Source organism: Microbacterium sp. JZ70 (assembly GCF_053903225.1).
Genome location: NZ_CP096405.1, coordinates 3,417,599 through 3,435,550 on the forward strand (window position 1 = coordinate 3,417,599; position 17,952 = coordinate 3,435,550).

General features: G+C 69.6%; 14 protein-coding genes and 3 tRNA genes. 7 read left to right on the plus strand and 10 right to left on the minus strand.

The features are described 5' to 3' along the window. Positions 1 to 24: 24 nt before the first annotated feature. Both M1D46_RS15755 and M1D46_RS15760 read right to left on the minus strand, forming a co-directional pair. Positions 25 to 1,029 carry an L-idonate 5-dehydrogenase gene (locus M1D46_RS15755; RefSeq protein ID WP_456286038.1) on the minus strand — a complete coding sequence of 335 codons (1,005 nt, stop codon included), beginning with the start codon at positions 1,027 to 1,029 and terminating at the stop codon, positions 25 to 27. Further along, the gene (locus M1D46_RS15760; protein WP_456286039.1) at positions 1,026 to 2,516 is read right to left on the minus strand and encodes a mannitol dehydrogenase family protein; all 1,491 of its coding nucleotides are present in this window, start codon (positions 2,514 to 2,516) and stop codon (positions 1,026 to 1,028) included. Before M1D46_RS15760 ends, M1D46_RS15755 begins: the two co-directional genes overlap by 4 nt. A gap of 153 nt (positions 2,517 to 2,669) precedes the next feature. Here M1D46_RS15760 and M1D46_RS15765 point away from each other — a divergent pair, with 153 nt between their 5' ends. The 3 genes from M1D46_RS15765 (at position 2,670) to M1D46_RS15775 (ending at position 6,674) form a co-directional block, all read left to right on the plus strand. Next, positions 2,670 to 3,662 carry a LacI family DNA-binding transcriptional regulator gene (locus M1D46_RS15765; RefSeq protein ID WP_456286040.1) on the plus strand — a complete coding sequence of 331 codons (993 nt, stop codon included), beginning with the start codon at positions 2,670 to 2,672 and terminating at the stop codon, positions 3,660 to 3,662. 60 nt (positions 3,663 to 3,722) lie between these two features. Beyond that, positions 3,723 to 4,928: a low temperature requirement protein A gene (locus M1D46_RS15770; RefSeq protein WP_456286041.1), complete on the plus strand. Its 1,206-nt coding sequence runs from the start codon at positions 3,723 to 3,725 to the stop codon at positions 4,926 to 4,928. A gap of 339 nt (positions 4,929 to 5,267) precedes the next feature. Continuing rightward, positions 5,268 to 6,674, plus strand: coding sequence for a ricin-type beta-trefoil lectin domain protein (locus M1D46_RS15775; protein WP_456286042.1), 1,407 nt, complete (start codon positions 5,268 to 5,270; stop codon positions 6,672 to 6,674). A 359-nt stretch (positions 6,675 to 7,033) separates the two neighbouring features. Here M1D46_RS15775 and M1D46_RS15780 read toward each other — a convergent pair. The 5 genes from M1D46_RS15780 to M1D46_RS15800 all read right to left on the minus strand — a co-directional run bounded on the left by M1D46_RS15780 (position 7,034) and on the right by M1D46_RS15800 (position 10,563). Further along, positions 7,034 to 7,107: transfer RNA gene (locus tag M1D46_RS15780), tRNA-Met, on the minus strand. A 23-nt stretch (positions 7,108 to 7,130) separates the two neighbouring features. Further along, positions 7,131 to 7,202 (minus strand) — tRNA-Thr (locus M1D46_RS15785). Between the two features lie 80 nt (positions 7,203 to 7,282). Continuing rightward, positions 7,283 to 8,356 carry a M23 family metallopeptidase gene (locus M1D46_RS15790; protein ID WP_456286043.1) on the minus strand — a complete coding sequence of 358 codons (1,074 nt, stop codon included), beginning with the start codon at positions 8,354 to 8,356 and terminating at the stop codon, positions 7,283 to 7,285. 364 nt (positions 8,357 to 8,720) lie between these two features. Beyond that, complete coding sequence (locus M1D46_RS15795; RefSeq protein WP_456286044.1) at positions 8,721 to 9,512, minus strand: inositol monophosphatase family protein; 792 nt, start codon at positions 9,510 to 9,512, stop codon at positions 8,721 to 8,723. Positions 9,513 to 9,591: 79 nt separating this feature from the next. Beyond that, complete coding sequence (locus M1D46_RS15800) at positions 9,592 to 10,563, minus strand: hypothetical protein (protein WP_456286045.1); 972 nt, start codon at positions 10,561 to 10,563, stop codon at positions 9,592 to 9,594. Between the two features lie 201 nt (positions 10,564 to 10,764). Between M1D46_RS15800 and M1D46_RS15805 the strand changes: the two genes are divergently transcribed. After that, positions 10,765 to 10,846, plus strand: a tRNA-Tyr gene (locus M1D46_RS15805). Positions 10,847 to 11,532: 686 nt separating this feature from the next. Here the strand turns inward: M1D46_RS15805 and M1D46_RS15810 are convergent. Together M1D46_RS15810 and M1D46_RS15815 are read right to left on the minus strand one after the other, a co-directional pair. Next, positions 11,533 to 12,402 (minus strand): LysR family transcriptional regulator, encoded by an 870-nt coding sequence (locus M1D46_RS15810; protein ID WP_456286046.1) that lies wholly within the window; start codon positions 12,400 to 12,402, stop codon positions 11,533 to 11,535. A gap of 479 nt (positions 12,403 to 12,881) precedes the next feature. Then, positions 12,882 to 13,133, minus strand: a complete 252-nt coding sequence (locus M1D46_RS15815; RefSeq protein ID WP_456286047.1) for a hypothetical protein — start codon at positions 13,131 to 13,133, stop codon at positions 12,882 to 12,884. 63 nt (positions 13,134 to 13,196) lie between these two features. On the opposite strand from M1D46_RS15815, the gene M1D46_RS15820 reads away from it, so the two are divergent. Next, positions 13,197 to 13,970: an SDR family NAD(P)-dependent oxidoreductase gene (locus tag M1D46_RS15820; protein ID WP_456286048.1), complete on the plus strand. Its 774-nt coding sequence runs from the start codon at positions 13,197 to 13,199 to the stop codon at positions 13,968 to 13,970. A gap of 69 nt (positions 13,971 to 14,039) precedes the next feature. Then, positions 14,040 to 15,359, plus strand: a complete 1,320-nt coding sequence (locus tag M1D46_RS15825) for an MFS transporter (RefSeq protein WP_456286049.1) — start codon at positions 14,040 to 14,042, stop codon at positions 15,357 to 15,359. 27 nt (positions 15,360 to 15,386) lie between these two features. Here M1D46_RS15825 and M1D46_RS15830 read toward each other — a convergent pair whose 3' ends face one another. Further along, positions 15,387 to 16,472 carry a substrate-binding domain-containing protein gene (locus tag M1D46_RS15830; protein ID WP_456286050.1) on the minus strand — a complete coding sequence of 362 codons (1,086 nt, stop codon included), beginning with the start codon at positions 16,470 to 16,472 and terminating at the stop codon, positions 15,387 to 15,389. Positions 16,473 to 16,613: 141 nt separating this feature from the next. Here M1D46_RS15830 and M1D46_RS15835 point away from each other — a divergent pair, with 141 nt between their 5' ends. Continuing rightward, positions 16,614 to 17,903 (plus strand): ABC transporter substrate-binding protein, encoded by a 1,290-nt coding sequence (locus tag M1D46_RS15835; RefSeq protein ID WP_456286051.1) that lies wholly within the window; start codon positions 16,614 to 16,616, stop codon positions 17,901 to 17,903. The last annotated feature ends 49 nt before the right edge of the window (positions 17,904 to 17,952 follow it).

Here is a 17,952-nt window from a genome sequence, read left to right on the forward strand (position 1 = left end):
GTTCGGCTGGGATGGGCCGTCGCGTCAGAGCGACAGCAGGACCTTCGCGGACGCGGATGAATCGCGAGCGGTCGTGAAGGCGGAGACCGCATCGGATGCGGGGACGACATGCGTGATCACGGCATCGAGCCGACTGTCTGCGGCGAGCATCTCGATGGCCTCGTCGATCTCGTCCGAGAACCGGAATGCGCCTCGCAGGGTGAGTTCCTTCGCCAGTGCGGGAGCGAGGTTCACCTCGATGAGGGCGTCGGGCAGCATCCCGACCTGGACGACGGTGCCCGCGCGCTTCGCAGCCCGCATCGCCTGGCTGAGCGAGACGGGTGCTCCGGAGCACTCGAACACCACGTCGTACGACTCGGCCGCGACGGCGTCCCGCCCGACGAGGAGCACTTCGTGTGCGCCCAGCGCCTGAGCGCGGGCGAGCGGCTCCTCGCGGAGGTCGCCGGCGGCGACGGCCTCTGCGCCGGCGCGCACCGCCGCCGCGACGACGAGGAGGCCGATCGGCCCCGCGCCGGTCACGAGGACGCGCTTGCCCGCGAGATCGCCGGCGATCCGGACGGCGTGGAGTGCGACAGCAAGCGGTTCGGCGAGCGCGCCGCGCTCGAGGGACACGCCATCAGGAAGCGGCCGGACCATGTGCTGCTCGACGATGAGGTACTCCGCAGCACCGCCCTGTCGGTGCGGCATGGTAGCGGCGCTTCCGAGGTAATCGCCCCCGGGACGCAGGTGGGGGCGCTCCTCGAGCCCCGCGACATCCGACCCGAACCGGGCGGGGTGGACCGTGACCCGCGTCCCCGGCTCGAGCCGGCCGGACGGGTCGAGATCGACCTCGGCAGACAGCTCGTGCCCGGGTGTGAGCGGCTCCCGGATGGCGTACTCGCCATTCGCGCCGTGGAAGTAGTAGTGGAGGTCGGACCCGCAGATGCCGACGTAGCGGACGCGGAGCCGGACCTGGCCCGTCTCGGGCCGCGGATCATCCGCCTCCTCCCAGCGGATGTCCTCGCGGGCGTGGATCGCCAGTCGCTTCATCGGCTCGTCTCCTTGATCTGCTCGGACGCGGCGACCGCGTCTCGGATGGCGGCGGCCGCGCCGTGCTCCGTGATGGTGTGCAGCAGCTCCCCGACGCGCTCGATGAACTCGTCGTGCTCGGCGAGCTCCCCGCCGAACAGGTGCAGGTCGCCGATCGCCCGTCGGGCGACCTCCCGCGCACCGCGGGCATCGGCCGCGACCGCCGCAAGCCGGGCGCGAGCTCCGTCCTTCATCGCATGAGCCTGCGAACCCGGATCGAAATGCGGCATCGGCGCGAGGCACGCGAGGTACGCGGCGACGGTGAGGGCGATCAGGTGCGGAACCGTCCCTCCCTCCAGGGCGAGCACGGCCGGGGCGGGGATGCGCTGCCGCAGCTTGACCGACCCGTCGGTGCCAACCTGGGCGGTCCGATGCCCGAGGGCGCTGTTGCTCCAGCGCTCGAAGAGCTGCTCCTCGTACGCGTCGAGGTCGACTCCGCTCGGCGCAGTGATCGAGGGCCCGTACTCACGGCGGAGCACGGCCCGCGCCGCGGCCTCGATCTCGGGGTCGGCGATCGCCTCGGCGATCGTGTCGAGGCCGCGCAGCGCGCCGAGGTAGGCGATCAGCGAGTGGGTGCCGTTGAGCAGGCGGACCTTGAGGTCCTCGTACCGGCCGACCTCGTCGGTGAAGACCGCTCCGCCGACCTCCCACGCCGGGCGACCAGCGGCGAACCGGTCCTCGATCGCCCACATCGTGAACGGCTCGGCGGGAACCGGGACCTCGTCCCAGGCGCCCAGCCGCGCGGCCACATCGTGACGCAGCTGAGCCGTGGTCGCCGGGACGATCCGGTCGACCATGCTCGAGGGGAACGCGACGGCCTGGTCGAGGAAGGCGAGCGCTTCCGCGCTCTCGCGCTCGGGAAGCGCCGTCAGGAACTCGCGGACGAGGCGCTCGGTGTGTGCGCCGTTCGATGCGAGGTTGTCGCAGCTGAGCACCGTGAGGGGTGCTCCATCGGCCGCACGGCGCTGGATGCCCCGCGCCAGCTGCCCGATGGTCGTGCTCGGCCGTCCGCCGCGGAGGTCGGCCGTGATCGCAGGATCGTCGACGTCGAGGTGGCCTGTGGAGGGCGAGTAGCTGTACCCGTTCTCGGTGACCGTGAGCGTCACGACGCGGATGGCCGGGTCTGCGAGGTGCGAGACGACGCGCTCCGGCTCGTCTCCGGCGACGAAGACGTCTGTATGCACGTCCGGGGTGCTCAGCGACATCCCCTGCGGCGAGATCTCCGCGACCGCGTATCGCAGATCTTGGGCGCGCATGGCGTCGGCGATCGACCGCGAGCGGGAGGCGACGCCGACGATGCCCCAGTCGCCTCCCTCCGCGGCGATCGCCGCGGCCGTGTAGACGGCCTGATGCGCGCGGTGGAAGTTGCCCAGGCCGAGATGGAGCACACCCGCAGGTCGTGCGATCTGCCGCCCCTCGCGCCCCAAGCGCGGTCCGGAGGCGATCATGCCGCACTCCCGCGGCTCGGGCGCCGGAAGACGGCGGGATCCTCTTCGATCGACATGAGAGCCATCCTGCAGTGTTTGTACAAGCTTGTCAACTGCTTTCATTCACGTTTCATGGGTCATCATGGATGAGGCACTCCCAGAAGAAGGACCTCCGTGACCGCCACACTGACCGATGTCGCTCGCGCCGCCGGCGTCTCTCTCGCGACGGCATCGCGCGCGTTCGGCGAGCCCGACCGGCTGGCGCGCGCGACGCTCGAACGGGTCCTCGCCGCCGCCGCCGAGCTCGGTTACGCGAACGCGAATGCGAACGGCGGCGAGAAGGCCTTCGGCGTCCTGGTGCCCGACGTCGCGAGCCCCGTCTACGCGACGCTCCTCAAGGGGATCCATGCGCAGGCCTGGCACGGACGCCACCGAGTTGTGCTGTTCGACACGGACGAGGACGTGCACCGGGAGCGGGAGCAGATCGAGCGCGCCCGACGCCTGAACGGCATCCTGCTGTGCTCCCCGCGCCTTCCGGATGATGAGATCCGCGAGCTCATCGGCGACACGCCTGCCGTCGTCGTCAACCGCGTCATCGAGGGCGTGCCGTCGGTCGTCATGGACACGGAGAACGGGCCGCGACAGGCCGTCGAGCACCTGGCAGCCCTGGGCCACCGTCACATCGCGTACGCGGCTGGTCCGCGCCTGTCCTGGGCCGACATCCGCCGCGGGGACGCGATCGCGCGAGCCTGCGAGCGCCAGGGCGTGCGCCTCACGCGCCTCAATCACCAGTCGGCATCCATCCAGGGCGGCCGGGCGGCGGCGGCGCCGGCACTCGCGAGCGGCGCGACCGCGGTGATCGCGTACAACGACCTCATCGCACTCGGCATCGATGCGGGGATCGCGGATCTCGGCAGGAGCTGCCCCGAGGATCTCAGCATCGTCGGGGTCGACGATATCGAGATGGCGTCGGCCAGGCAGCCCGGGCTGACGACCGTGCGCCTCGCGATCGGCCGTTGCGGCTCGCTCGCCGTCGAGGTGCTGCTCGAGGCGATGTCGGGCGGCACGGCGCGCGAGCTCGCGAGCCTCGATTCGCAGCTCATCGTCCGAGGGTCCACCGCGCCGCCGCCATCGCCTACGCGAGATTCTTCCGCGCCGGCGGGCTGAGACGAGGCGCGTCAGCGCCGGCGCTTCACCGGGCCGCCCGCGGTGCGGGATGCTGTCGTCATGCGCCCCCAACGCCTCCCCTCCGGGATCGCCCGTCTCGGCCTTCCGCGGAACGTGCTGAGATCGAGCGGGGCCGACCGCGTGACGCACGTCGAGCTCTTCTTCGACCTCGTGTTCGTCTTCGCGCTCACCCAGCTCTCGAGCTACCTCTTCGATCACCGAGAGCTCCTCGGCGCGCTCGAGGGCGCCATCCTGCTCTGCGCGGTGTGGTGGACCTGGGTCTCGACGACGTGGGTGACGAACACGCTCGACCCGGCGAAGCTCCCCGTGCGCGTCGCGGTGATCGCCCTCGCATTCCTCGCCCTGCTCATGGCCGTGGCGACCAAGGAGTCGTTCGGCGACCGCGCCTGGACCTTCGCCGTCGCGTATGTCGCCCTGCAGCTGGGCCGCACGGCCTTCATCGTGTGGGCGACGATGCGGCATGACCGACGGATCGCGCACGACTTCACGTGCATCCTCATCTGGACCGCGGCGGGATCCGTGCTCTGGATCGTCGGCGCCCTCCTCCCCCTGCCCACGCAGCTGCCCCTGTGGATCGCCGCCCTCGGCCTCGAGCTCGTCGGCACCGTTCTGGGGTTCCGCGTACCGGGATGGGGCGGCGTCTCCCTCGAGCGCTGGGACCTCTCCGGCGCGCACATCGCCGAGCGCACATCTCTCTTCGTGCTCATCGCGATCGGCGAAGGCCTTCTCGTCACCGGCTTCGCCTTCGTCGCGAAGGAGTCATCGCCGGAGAGCGTGATCGCAATGGCCTGCGCATTCGTCACGGCTGCCGCGACCTGGTGGATCTACTTCGATCACGGCGAGCGGGTGGGAGCCGAGGCGATCGAGGAGTCGGATGCTCCCGGGCGCCTCGCCCGCATCGTCTACACCTGGGTGCACCTGCTCATCGTCGGCGGCATCGTGATGCTGTCGGTCGGCGACAAGCAGGCACTCTCGCATCCACACGAGCACGGTGCGGTCAGCGCGCTCACGACCACGACGGGCCCGTTCCTCTTCCTTGTCGGGACGGTCGTCTTTCGCAGGCTGCTCGAAGGGCGGATGCCCAGGGCTCAGCTCGCGGGGGCAGTCGCCATGGCCGGGGTGTGGGTCTTCGGGCTCTTCGCGATCGCACTGACGACCACGGTGGTCGTCACCGCCGTGCTCGTCGCGGTCGCCGCGGGTGAGACGATCGAGCGCGTGCGGCGCGGTCGACGCGCAGGCGGCTGACCCGGGCGCACTTCTCCTCGGGTGCCTTTCTGCCCGGGCGCCCTTCTGCCCACGGCGCACTTCCGCACCGAGTGCCCCTCTGCCCCGGCGCCCGCCTCACCGAGCGTCGCGCCCGGCGCCGAGGCGCTGCCGCCCGCGCCGGGTGTCGATCCTGCGCCGAAAGCCGCGCCCCTGCCTGCCCCGTCGGCGCCAACCGGCACACTCGCCCGGGAACCCGCCGCGGCCGCGACAGATCCGCGATCGTCGGCTACGCTGTCCGCGGCGGATGTTTGCGCAACCATGGCGCGCCATCCGCTGTCACCCATGGCGCGACGCTGCGCCGGAATGGAGTACTGATCGATGAAGAGAGCACTCGGGATCGCGGTAGCGGCCGGCCTGCTGCTGACCGGAGGCGTCGCCGCGAGCGCGACCGCCGCCCCGACGAGCGGACCCAAGGGGACGAGCGAGTTCCGCGGCGTCAACTGGGCCGACCCTCGCGACAACTACGCGGACGACGAGGTCGTGCCATCCGGTCTCAGTACCGCGGACGACTACAGGACCACGTATGAGAAGGCGTCGGACATCGTCTCGGAGTTCCGACACGAGCTGCGCGCGAACACCGTGCGCCTGCCGATCAACCCGTCCAGCGTCGGAACGGAGTGGTGGGACTCGTACCGCGGCGCGATCGACGCGGCCAGCCGCCACGGCTTCGACGTCATCCTCAGCTACTGGGAGGCCGACAACGCGAAGGACGGCCGAGCCGACGACCCGGCTGCGTTCGATGAGATGTGGGACACGGTCGTCGACGCGTACGAGCGCAATCCGCACGTGTACTTCGAGGTGATGAACGAGCCGTTCGGCTACTCGCTTGACGAGTGGGTCGATCTGAACGTCGACTGGCTGGAGCAGCACTCTGACGTGCCCCGCTCGCGTGTGATCGTCTCGGGAACGGGCTACAACGACGACGTCACCGGCGTCGGCGCGGCCGAGGAGCTCGAGGGCACGCTCCTGTCGCTGCACTTCTACGGCTTCTGGGCGGATCACACGACCGAGGAGGAGTGGAAGCAGAACCTGCTGCCGCGGATCGGCGAGTACGGATGGCGCACGCTCGTGAGCGAGGCCGGCTCGCCGATGACGACGGGGCTGAACTACGGCAACCACACGGGCGACGTGTCCACGTCGTACCTCGGCGCGCTCACGGAGGTGACCCGCGACCAGGGAATGGGCGTCGTCTACTGGCCGGGCCTGCGCACGAACGACTCGTACACGCTCACCGAGTTCGTCGGCGACGGCGACCTCGAGGTGACGAACGAGTCCGGGCTCGCCCAGCTCCAGTGGGGCTGGGGCCTGCTGAAGGACGAGCAGCTCAACGACCTCCCGCCCGCCCCTCCCGGCGAGCCGATCGTGAGCGAGCAGCACGGCGTCTGCATCGACGTGCCCGGCGCCTCGTCCACACCCGGGACGATGCTGGGCCTGTGGAACTGCAACGGCGGCGCGAACCAGTCGTTCCACGCGACGCCCGAGGGCGAGGTCACGGTCTACGGCGACATGTGCGTCGATGTGGCCGGCTCGCTCGCCGTCGGAAGCGGCCTGTCGATCGAGGACTGCTCCGGCGAGGCGACCCAGCTCTGGGAGTTCCGAGCCGACGGCGCCATCGCGAGCCTCGCCGATCCGACGCTGTGCGTCGCGACCTCGGAGACGGAGTGGTCGCTCGCGCTCGAGACCTGCGACGCGACGAGCGCGACCCAGCGCTGGAGCCGAGCCTGACGCCACCCGCGCGCGGCGCGGGCAGCGCCCGGGAACGCCCCGCATCCCCGGGGCGCTGCCGTTCGGGCCTCGCATGTCTCACTCGCCGCGGCCATCCGCCCGCCATTCCCGCGCGAAGCGAGACATCGATCCCGGTCAGTCGGCGGAACGAGGCAGGTCAGGCCAGGCCGCGGGGCACGAGGCTCCAGCGAGGAGGCTCCGAGGCCCCGGCATGACGAAGGCTCCAGCGAGGAGGCCCCGGCATGACGAAGGCTCCGGCGGCGACGGGCTGGCATGACGAAGGCTCCGGAGAGGACGACGCTCGCGACGCGACGTGCTCCGACACGACGAAGCCCCCGCCGAGGCGGGGGCTTGATCTGTAGCAGGAGCGGGGCTTGAACCCGCGACCTCACGATTATGAGTCGTGCGCTCTCACCAACTGAGCTACCCTGCCGCGATGCATCCGTGGATGCTGCGAGCCCCGAGTCAGGATTGAACTGACGACCCCTTCCTTACCATGGAAGTGCTCTGCCACTGAGCTATCGGGGCGTGCTGCCTTCAGCAGGCAACCAGAAGAGAATACCATCTCCGCGCGGCGACTTCGAACCGACGACCGCCGCGCGCGTCGGTCACTCCGACGTGATCTCCGAGCCGAGGAGATCCGTGAGAGCGGCCTCCGCAGCGGCCTCCTCTTCCTTCGAGTAGCGCGTGTTCGCATGCTCCTGGAGCCACGGCAGCGGGTCGGTGGTCTTCCCGTTGATGATGATCTCGAAGTGCATGTGCGCGCCGTACGAGCGGCCGGTGTTGCCCGTGAGGCCGACGACGTCACCGGTCTCCACACGCTGACCCTGCGTCACCTTCAGCGAGCCGTACTGCATGTGCGCATAGTGGCTCGTGACGACCTGGCCGTCGATGACGTGGTCGATGTAGACGGTCACGCCGTACGCGCCGCCCGACTCGGTCGCGATGCGCACGACGCCGTCGGCGATCGCCTGGACGGGAGCGCCGTCACCCGGCGTGAAGTCGACACCCTCGTGCATGCGGCCCCAGCGCGGCCCGTAGCCCGAGCTCATGCTCGTGCCAACCGCGAACGGCCACTGGATGTCGGCCGAGGCGTCGTTCGTGAAGAACGCGCCGGCCGTGCTGATGCCATCCGCCGACGCGAGGGTCGGGAGGGTCTCCGCCGAGTACCCCTGGGCACGCGTGACATCGGCGTTCTGCACCTCGGAGGAGGCGACGAAGGCCTGGATCTCCTCATCCTCGAGGTCCTGAGCGTCGCTGCCTGCGGCGATCGAGACGGTGGCCGCAGCATTCGCGGCGCCGCCCTGCGCGAGGGCGCCGAGCGGCGTGGTCATGCCGACGGCGAGGAGGCCGATGACGCCCATCGCGCCGATCGACGCCGCAGCGGTCGCGACGCGACGGAAGGCGAGCCCGCGACGCGGAGCGACGTGCGCGTCCTGCGCGGGAGTCTCCGGCGTGGGCTCGGGGGCCTCCGCTGCGGGAGCGACGGAGACGGGCGTCTCGCCCGTGAAGTGGAGGGCACGCGCCGCGGCGAGGAACTCATCGTCCTCAGCCGTGGGGATGGCGCCGGTGGCGGGAGCGGAGCCCGTCACCTGCTCGGCGACCTTGAGGGCCTCGCCGAAGTCGGCATCGCCGTCGTGGATGATCTCGGGGGCGGGGGTGGCCGAGGCGAGTTCACGCAACCGGCGACGCGTCAGCGGCGGCTCGGGAAGAGTCGTCTCCACATCGTCAGCACGCGTCGTCGCACCCTGCGGGTCTGGCATGGACGTCGCGCGGAGGTCGCGACGCGAGCGGCGCTGGGGCGCAGCTTCAGCCATGGGTGTGTCGAGCGGCAAGGAGGAGTGCTTTCCGTAGGTCGCTGCGGGGGAACAGCGAGAAACGTGATCGGGGCGATCGGTCACTCCGCAAGATCGGGCTGCGAAAGTAACGATCCGGTAACCAACGTAGCGGATGTTCTCTGGGAGCGCCATCCACGACGGAGGTTGGGGACGAATCTAACCGACCCGGCACCCTGTGCACGAATCGACGAGAACGCCCGCCCCGCAGTCAGCTGGCGAGCACCTCGACGAGCCGGTCGTACACGGCCGCACTCGCGGCGACCATCATCCGGCGCCCCCAGGCGTCCGTCTCGAACCACCCGAGTCGCCCGCCGGCCTCGGTCACGAGGAGCGATCCCGCCGCCATGTCCCACGGCTTCAGGCCGCGCTCGTAGTAGGCGTCCAGGCGCCCAGCCGCCACGTACGCGAGGTCCAGGGAGGCCGCCCCCGCACGGCGGATGTCGCGCGCGATGGGCATGACGCGCCGCAGCTCGTCGAGAGCGCTCGCATGCGTCTCGGGGTCGTATCCGAAGCCCGTCGCGACGAGCGCGCCCGCGGGCGCCTCCACCGTCACGGAGAGCCGCCGGTCTCCCACGAACGCGCCGTGTTCCCGCGCGGCGGAGAACATCTCACCCAGAGCGGGCGCCGCGACCGCGCCCGCGATGACCTGCCATCCGAGCGGGTCGGCGGGCCCGGTCACGGCGGCGATGCTCACTCCATAGGCCGGTTGCCCGAACGCGTAGTTGACGGTCCCGTCGATCGGGTCGACGACCCACGTCACCTCGGAGGCGCCGTCGCCACCGCCCGACTCCTCCCCCAGGAACCCGTCACCCGGACGCGCCTCGGCGAGGCGGGAGCGGATGAGCGCCTCGACCTCGCGGTCGGCCTCGGTGACGATGTCGGCGAGGGTCGACTTGCTCGCGGCGATGGCCACCCCCTCGTCGCGGCGGCGCTTCGCGAGCTCACCCGCCTCGCGGGCGATGTCGATGGCGAGGTCGCGCAGGTCGAGTTCGAGAGTCATCCCTCCACGGTATCCGCGCGCGCTGGCCGGATGGCGCCGGTGCCGTGAACGGGCGACTCCCGCCTTCAGCGGGGAGCCGTCAGGACACGGGCGGGACGGGCGGGAGCGGCGGACGCGGCGGCACCTCGGCTTCGCCGGATGCGGCGGGAGTCTGCGGATAGGTCGGGTACCCGGTGTAGTACGCGTTCCAGTCGGGGGATCCGTCGGGCAGCATAGGAAGCGGCGTCACGCCGTCGTAGTACGTCGGCCACGCCGGAGGCGCGTGGCCCTGTGCCTGCGGGTAGCCCTGCGGCTGCGCGTACGGCTGCGGCTGCGGCTGGACCTGCGCGTACCCCTGCGCGGAGGCCGGCCCCATCGGGCGCGGCTTCCGCGGTGCGAAGAGGGCGTTGAGCAGCGGCAGGAGCGTCGTGCCGACGGCCGCGAGGATGGCGAGGGACACGACGATCCGCCAGTACAGCTCGCCGAAGTCGAAGCTGTCGGGGAAGGTGAGGAAGAAGACGAGCATCGCGACGAGGACGACGAGGAAGACCGTCGTCGCGATCGCGATGATGCGCGTGAACGTCGTCACGTGGCGCTCGTGGGCTCGCCAGAAGAGGCGCTGGTGCAGCAGCGCGAGCTGGAGCACGCCGATCACGAGGACGAGGTGGAAGAAGCGCTCGATCCCCTCCGCACCGTATCCGTACTCGAAGTAGTCGTCGGACTCCCACCCGCGGGGCACCACGTCGAGCCAGATCTTCACGGCGCCCACGAGCAGGACGACGACCCACGAGATCATGCTCGCGAGTGCGAACCAATCCGGACGCCGCGGCGCGAGGTTCGCGTCGAGCAGCACGACCCCGGCGAAGCCCGCCAGGAGGAGCACCGTGAGGAACGCCTTGCCGATGATGCCGTTCTGGTCGCCCACGAGCACCCACACCACGCAGATGAGGGCGGCCGCGATGAGCGCGCCGATCGCGATCCAGATGGCGCCCTTGATCAGCTTCGACATCGGACGATCGCCCGGCGCGACAGCCTGCTGCGGCTGATCGTGGGGCGGGTACGGTGCAGACATCTGGTCCCCCTTCGGCGGAGCGGGCGCTCCGATGTCGTCATCATTCCACGGCGGGCGGGCGCCCTCCCCGACCGTCGCCGAACCGTGAGCAACGCGCCCGAGAGGCGCTCACCATCCGGCGATTTCACCTTGCCCGTCTCACGGGGTAATATCGTTACTCGCGCATCCGGTCGTCTGGTGAAAGTCGGGCGGGCGCGCACTGGCAAGTTGCCCGAGCGGCCAAAGGGAGCTGACTGTAAATCAGCCGCGTCATGCTTCGGGGGTTCGAATCCCTCACTTGCCACACAACGAGAAGGCCCCCGCGAGAGCGGGGGCCTTCTCGTTACGCCACGAGGGCGCACCGTGGAGAAGCTCCAGCGTCAGCCTCGCGCTGTCCAGGCGTGCATCGCCGCCGGGTGGCGATCTACCCGAGGCCGCCTCCACCGTTTCCATCGGGGCAACCGGCCGGCGGCGTCTGCCCGCCCTACAGCCGACGGGACGGCATCCTGGGAACGCTCGCACTGATGCCGAGGGCTCCACGACGCGTCCTTCATCGCACCGACGCTGCCATCGTCGCCGGCGCCCCTCGACGCGTGGGTCGCGGCCGCCGCGTAGTGCGCGATGGGACGGACGGTGCCTGCGGCCGTGACCGGAGCGGCCGCGGCGGTTGAGAGCGCGTCGAGGGCCTCGTCCAGCGCTCCCGCGTTCAGCAGGTCGAAGGCGACGTCGAGGGGCGGGCCAGCAAGCCCGATCGCAGGGATCCACCCGCTGACCGCCGTGGCACATCTATTAGCCCTGCCCGGCCGATGGTGAGGGCAAGCGCTGCGACGTCCGAGCCGACACGCGGGCGGCGGTCAGCTCTGCGCCGCCAGCCGGTCCCCGTCCACAGGCTCACCCGCTGTGGACGTCCGTTCGTCGATCGCGACAGCGGCGACACTGGCGTGGACACACCGCGCCCGATCAGCGAGGGTCAGCCGCAGAACCCGTCGGCTACGCAGAGAGCGCCACGATGGCCGCCGCCGCGTCCTGGACGATCGCACGCGACCGCATTGGCGCGAGCAGCCACGTCCGCATCTGCACGCCGAGGCCGCTGATCGGCCGCCAATGCCAGCCGTCCAGCTGCCGTGTGGCGGTGTGGCGGCTCACGAGCGCAGCGTCCGCCCGCACGGCCTCGGCGGCGGCCCGAGCATGCTCGACGAACTGCACGAACTGCCAGACGGGTTCGGCGCCGGCATTCACGACGGCCGCGATGAGAGCATCCTGCTGGGTCGGGACCTGCTCGCGCGAGTGCACCATGACGCGAATCCCGTCGAGCGCGTCGATCTCGAGCCGCGGCCGTTCGACGAGCGGCGAATCCGGCCGGACCGCGAGTCCGAAGTCTTCGCTGCGCAGGAGCCAGGCGCGCACGTCCTTCGGAGGCTCCTGATGGACGATCGCGAGATCCAGGCGCCCCTCGCGCAGGCGCTTGAGCTGCTGCGTACTGCTCGACTCCGCGATCACCGGCTGGCAGGCCAGGTGTGTGAGGAGGAGGCGCACCACCTCGAGCAGCCATTCCGCCGGGGTGCCGGGCGGTATGCCGATGTTGACCATCTCCGCGACGGCCCGGCTATGCGCGATCACCTCAGGGATCTCAGCCCGCAGGGCGATCAGCCGGCGGGCATGCCTGGCGAGCGCCTCTCCCGCCGGCGTCGCCTGCACGCCGCGTGGCGTGCGAACGAGCAATTCGACGCCGACCTCGATTTCGAGCGCACGCACCTGTCGCGACAGCGCAGGTTGGCCGAGCCTCAGTACATCGGCGGCCGCGTTGATCGATCCTTCGTCGACGATGGCCACGAAGTATTCGAGCTGGCGGATGTCCATGCCGCGATGATATGCCCGCTCGGCATATCCCGGTGCGCGAATGGCCTTGGACAGGAACGAGGCCGTCGTCTCTACTGGAACAAGCACAGGGCCGTGCCGCCCCGCTCAAAGGCGAATCTGGAGGACTCCGTGGTGAAACTCAGCGTCTACTCCGCGTGCACGCCTTCGCTTCTCCCCGAGGAGCACATCTCCGCTGCATCCGCGTTCCGCTATGCCGGGATCGAATGGCGGATCAGCGATGAACCCTCAACGGGCGAACTCCCCCATTTCCTCGACCACAACCGGTGCACGGTGACGGCCGACGCCGCGTGCGCTGCCACCCGCTCGGTCGGGCTCGCAACCGTCGCGGTGAGGTTCGCCGTTGAGACCCATCAGCGCACGATCGTTCCCAGCGCGTCGCCAGCCGAGCACCTCCTCTCCGGCGTCGACTCACGGCTCGTCGGCGTCATCTACGACGTCGGAAATCTCGCGGCGGAAGGCTACGAGCACACCGCGATGCGGTGGACATCCTCGGCGACCGCATCGGGGGCGTGCACGTCAAGAACGCCGACCACGAGCGCACGGATGAGACCGCGACGGGATGTCGTCTGCGCTGGTCCACCCTGCACCCCGGCGTTCTCGACGTCCCCCTCTTCATCGAGACCCTTCACGACGCCGGAATCGATGGATGGGTCAGCGCGGAGGACTTCAGCGATGAGCCTACCGATGCCCCGCTCGCGCGCGCGGTCCACGACTCCCGCCCTCTTGATCGCGCGAGCAGCTCAGCTCGTGTCTGTGAACGAACGAAGGATTCCATGACCACCGCGCCCATTCCGATGCCCGTCACCGTCGTCACGGGAGGCGCAGGTGCCCTCGGCTCCGCCGTCGCTGCGCGCTTCGCCGCACAGGGCGACCTCGTTGTGCTTCTCGACCGCGACCGTGACGCAACGGCGCAGCGTGCAGGCGAGATCGCCGAACGCACCGGTGCCGAGGTCCTGCCCCTGATGGCGGATCTCAGCGACCCGGCACAGGCCACGGCAAGCGTCGAGACCATCTCTCGACAGCTCGGTCGACTCGATCGCCTCATCAACAACGCGGCCTTCAACCCGAAGCAGCGCCTCGACGCCGTTGAGGTCGATGCGTGGGACCTCACGATGGCGGTCAATCTCCGAGCGCCGATGCTTCTCGCGCGGGCGGCTGTCCCGATCTGGCGTGCGACCCGATACGGGCGCATCGTGAACATCACCTCCCGCACGTACCTCAGCGGCGGCCCGGCGGCGTACACGACGTCGAAGGCCGGCATCGTCGGGCTGACTCGCTCCATGGCGGTCGAGCTCGGCCCTCTGGGCGTCACCGCCAACGCCGTCGCGCCCAGCATGATCGTCACCCCGTTCACGCGCGGCGGTCGCAGCGCGGAGGAACTCGACGCGTTCGTCCACAAGCACGAGCGGATGTCGGTTCTGGGGAGGCTCGCTACCGTCGAGGACGTCGTCGACGCGATCGCCTTCCTCGCAGGAGACAACGCCTCCTTCATCACGGGAGAAGTTCTCCACGTCGCCGGGGGCGCGCAACTCGCAGCCGCCCCTTGACGCTGCCCCTTCAACGCACGACCGCTCCCGATGCAGCGAAGCACCGGGAAACCGAAAGGCAAATCTCACATGAACTCTCTCGCTGACAACGACGTCGCCGCGGTGCCTCCGAGCACTCGCATGGCGCGACGAGCTGCCTTCGGCAGCTTCCTGGGAAGCGTGGTCGAGTACTACGACTTCTTCGTCTACGGCACCGCCGCCGCCCTTCTGTTCAATCACCTCTTCTTTCCCGACGCGCATCCGTTCGCGGCGACCCTCGCCTCACTCGCGTCCTTCGGCGTCGCATACGTCGCGCGCCCCGTCGGGGCCGTCCTCTTCGGCGACCTAGGCGACCGCCTCGGGCGCAAGAAGGTCCTCATGGCCACCCTCGCGCTTATGGGAGCGAGCACGTTCGCGATCGGTCTCCTGCCCACCTACGAGGCCATCGGGGGCTGGGCGCCGACCCTCCTCGTCGCTTGCCGGCTGCTGCAGGGCATCTCGGCCGGAGGCGAGCAGGTCGGAGCGAGCCTCCTCACCATCGAGCACGCGCCGTCAAGGAAGCGCGGCCTGTACACGAGTTGGCTACTCAACGGTGCAGCGATCGGCGCGCTGTCGGCGACGGCCATCTTCATCCCTCTCGAGGCGCTTCCTCGAGACGCCCTGGAATCTTGGGGCTGGCGCATCCCCTTCCTCCTCAGCTTCGTGATGGTCTTCGTGACCCTCGTGGTCCGCAGCGGTGTCGACGAGTCGCCCGAGTTCGTGAGCCGCCTCACTCCGGACCGGACAGCCCGACCGAAACTTCCCCTCGCGAAGCTCCTCCGCACGCAGTGGCGTCAGGCGCTGACCGTCTTCGTATCGGCGTTCTCGATCGTCATCTCGACGGTCGTGATGGTGTTCGGGCTGTCCTACGCGACGGGACATCACGGGATCGATCGCCCCGGAATGCTCGTTGCGATCTCCGCGAGCCAGTTCGTCGCCCTCGCGTGCCACCCGTTGTTCGGTGCTCTTGCCGACAGGGTAGGCCGCCGTGTCGTCTACGTCGCAGGGTCCTTCGCGTGCGCCGTCGGCGCGTTCGGCTTCTTCGCCTCGATCACAACCGGGAACCTCGGGCTCGTCATCGCGTCAACGATCCTGCTCAAAGGAGTCCTCTATGCCGCGCCGAACGCCCTGTGGCCTTCATTCTTCGCCGAGCAGTTCACCCCGGATGTCCGCTACACAGGCGTCGCCATCTCAACCCAACTGAGCTTCCTCGTCACGGGGTTCGCCCCGACGATCTGCTTCGCGCTCTTGGGCAGCACGGACAACTGGGTTCTTGCCGCATCGTTCGTCTCGGGAGCGTGCATCCTTGCCGGCGTCGCGGCCTGGCGCTCGAAGAGCGCGGCCGACGGCGAGCGAACGGCACACGGCTGATCTGTGCCGGGGCTCTGCGGCCGCCGGTCACCCTTCCCGCGGGGCTGCGGTCGACGCGCGCACGTTGAGCGCGGGATTGAGCAGAGCCCTCTGCACAGGACGGTCCGGCTCGGCGATGCGCGCGAGCAGGAGCTCGAGCGCGAGCCGTCCGATCATGGCGCGTGGCGGCGCGATTCCCGTGATCGGCGGGGTGAACAGCTCGGCGAACTCGTCGTCGTAGGCGATGACAGAGAGGTCCCCTGGCACAGCGAGCCCCTGAGCGAGGACGAGATCGACGATCGCCATCGCCTCGCGGTCGGAATGGACGAGGAGTCCGGTCACGCCCGCGTTGGCGATGCTCTCGAGCACCTCCTGCACCGTGCTGGAGAAGTCCGGTGCTCCCCGGTCAGGGAGCATGCGCTCGAGGTGATCGCTCGAGGCGAGGCCGAGAGAACGGCAAGCGGAAGACCACCCCGCGGCGATCTTCCTTGCGGTGGGTGAAGCGCGGAACAGCAGGCCGACCCTGCGATGACCCAGTTGGACCAGATGTCGCGCCGCCATCGCTGCGCCCAGCGCATGGTCGGTCGTGACCGCTTCCACCGGCTCCTCGGCCGCGCCGACCACCGCCTCGCGTTCCGCGAGCACATACGGCAGCCCCGACGATTCGAGCCACGCGATCACGTCCGCGGAGTGCTCGGTGTCCGTATTGGGAGCGACCACGAACCCGGAGACGCCATCCTCCTCCCGCATCCGCTGCAGGACGGGCCTCTCGTCCTGGAGGTCGTATGACGTGCTGCGCAGGACAACGGACACCCCGTGCTCCCGCGCGGCCTCTTCGAGCGAGCGAACCACCTGCGGCCAGTAGAACCCCAGGGAGGGGACGAGCACGCCGACCGTGATCTCGCTCGGGATCTTCGTGCGGCGACGCGCGGCCCCGCCCGGCGCCGGAACCGCCCCGCCGTGCACCCTGATGAGCAGCCCCTGCTCCTCCAGGTGCTGAAGATCTCGACGCAAAGTCACCGCGGCGACTCCGAGCGCCTCCGCCAACTCGGCGATCCGGAGCTCACCGGTACGTGCGAGCAGATCCAGGATGGCTTCTCGCCGGGACGCGGCGAACTGCGGGCTGTTTGTCATGAATCGACCCTCCCAGACCACTGCGTGATCGTTTTGATCGTAGATGATCTGATCAGCGCTTGATAGATCAACTGAGATTGCTACGCTCGCTCGCAACCCGGCGGGCACGGTGCCCGCCCTCTGCAAAGGAGCAGCATCCACATGAAGCGCGCGATCGGCGGATCGATTCTCTTGGTCGGGGCCTTGACCCTCTCCGGCTGCGGCGGCGCGGAGCCGTCCGCGGCGGGCGGCGACCAGACGCTCACCGTCTCCGCATGGAGCCTCGAGACCACCCCCGAGTTCCAGGTCCTCGCGGACGGATTCGAGAAGGCGAATCCGGGTGTCGAAGTGGAGCTGGTCAACTACGAGGCCGCGCAGTACGACACTCTCGTCACGGCGGATCTCGCCGCGGGCAAGGGGCCCGACATCATCACCCAGAAGTCGATCCAGTCGCTCACGACCTTCCAGCAGGGAGGTCAGCTTCGCGATGTCTCGGCCGTGCCGCTCCCCGAGGGCATCGGCGGTGCGCCCGCGTATGAGATCGATGGCGTGCGGTACGCCGTGCCGTATCGCCAGGATTCGTGGGTCCTCTTCTACAACCGGGCGCTCTTCGACGCGGCGGGCGTGGAGTATCCGGACGGCACGTGGACGTGGGACGACTACGAGGACGCGGCGCGGAGGCTGACAGAAGGACTCGACGCCGCAGGCTCCACCGCGAAGGCGGTCTTCCAGCACACCTGGCAGTCGGTTGTGCAGTCCATGGCCACGGCACAGACCGACGGCGCCGACTTCCTGAGTGGGGATTACGCGTACATGGTGCCGTACTACGAGCGCACCCTCGCGCTCCAGGAAGCGGGCGCCCAGGAGTCCTACAACACCGTCACCGCGAGCCAGCTGACCTATCAGGGCGAGTTCGGCCGCCAGAAGTCCGCGATGATGCTGATGGGCTCGTGGTACGTCGCCACGCTCATGACGCAACGTGCAGCGGGAGAAGCCGATGAGTTCGAATGGGGGATCGCCCCGGCCCCTCAGGCCGATGAGACCGCGACCGGCACCGCGGCGGAGCCGGTGACGTTCGGGAACCCGACGGGATTCGGCATCAACGCGGCCCTCGACGAGGGCGAACTCGAGACTGCAGAGGCGTTCCTGGAGTACGCCGCAAGCGAAGAGGCGGCTCTGGAGCTCGCCGGAATCGGCATCACCCCTGCTCTCCTGAGCGACGCCGTGGTCGATGCGTACTTCTCGGTCGAGGGCGCCCCGCAGGACGAGCTCTCGCGGTTCGCGGTTCAGACACACGAGACGGTCCCCGAAGTCCCGACGTCACCCGCGACCTCCCCTGTCTGGAACATCCTCGCCGACATGCACTCGGCGATCCTCTCCGGGAGTGCAGATGTGGACGACGCCATCGCGGAGGCCGAGTCCCGCGTCGACGCCGAGGTCGGAACGTTCTGAGCCGTGTTGGCCGGCCCTCGCAGGGCCGGTCACACGTTCTCGCAAAGGA

Coding starts and splice junctions, on each gene's coding strand:
- M1D46_RS15760 (WP_456286039.1), bottom strand. CDS start 2,516: ATGATCGCCTCCGGACCGCGCTTGGGGCGCGAGGGGCGGCAGATCGCA.
- M1D46_RS15820 (WP_456286048.1), top strand. CDS start 13,197: ATGACCACCGCGCCCATTCCGATGCCCGTCACCGTCGTCACGGGAGGC.
- M1D46_RS15810 (WP_456286046.1), bottom strand. CDS start 12,402: ATGGACATCCGCCAGCTCGAATACTTCGTGGCCATCGTCGACGAAGGA.
- M1D46_RS15770 (WP_456286041.1), top strand. CDS start 3,723: ATGCGCCCCCAACGCCTCCCCTCCGGGATCGCCCGTCTCGGCCTTCCG.
- M1D46_RS15825 (WP_456286049.1), top strand. CDS start 14,040: ATGAACTCTCTCGCTGACAACGACGTCGCCGCGGTGCCTCCGAGCACT.
- M1D46_RS15800 (WP_456286045.1), bottom strand. CDS start 10,563: ATGTCTGCACCGTACCCGCCCCACGATCAGCCGCAGCAGGCTGTCGCG.
- M1D46_RS15830 (WP_456286050.1), bottom strand. CDS start 16,472: ATGACAAACAGCCCGCAGTTCGCCGCGTCCCGGCGAGAAGCCATCCTG.
- M1D46_RS15755 (WP_456286038.1), bottom strand. CDS start 1,029: ATGAAGCGACTGGCGATCCACGCCCGCGAGGACATCCGCTGGGAGGAG.
- M1D46_RS15775 (WP_456286042.1), top strand. CDS start 5,268: ATGAAGAGAGCACTCGGGATCGCGGTAGCGGCCGGCCTGCTGCTGACC.
- M1D46_RS15795 (WP_456286044.1), bottom strand. CDS start 9,512: ATGACTCTCGAACTCGACCTGCGCGACCTCGCCATCGACATCGCCCGC.
- M1D46_RS15835 (WP_456286051.1), top strand. CDS start 16,614: ATGAAGCGCGCGATCGGCGGATCGATTCTCTTGGTCGGGGCCTTGACC.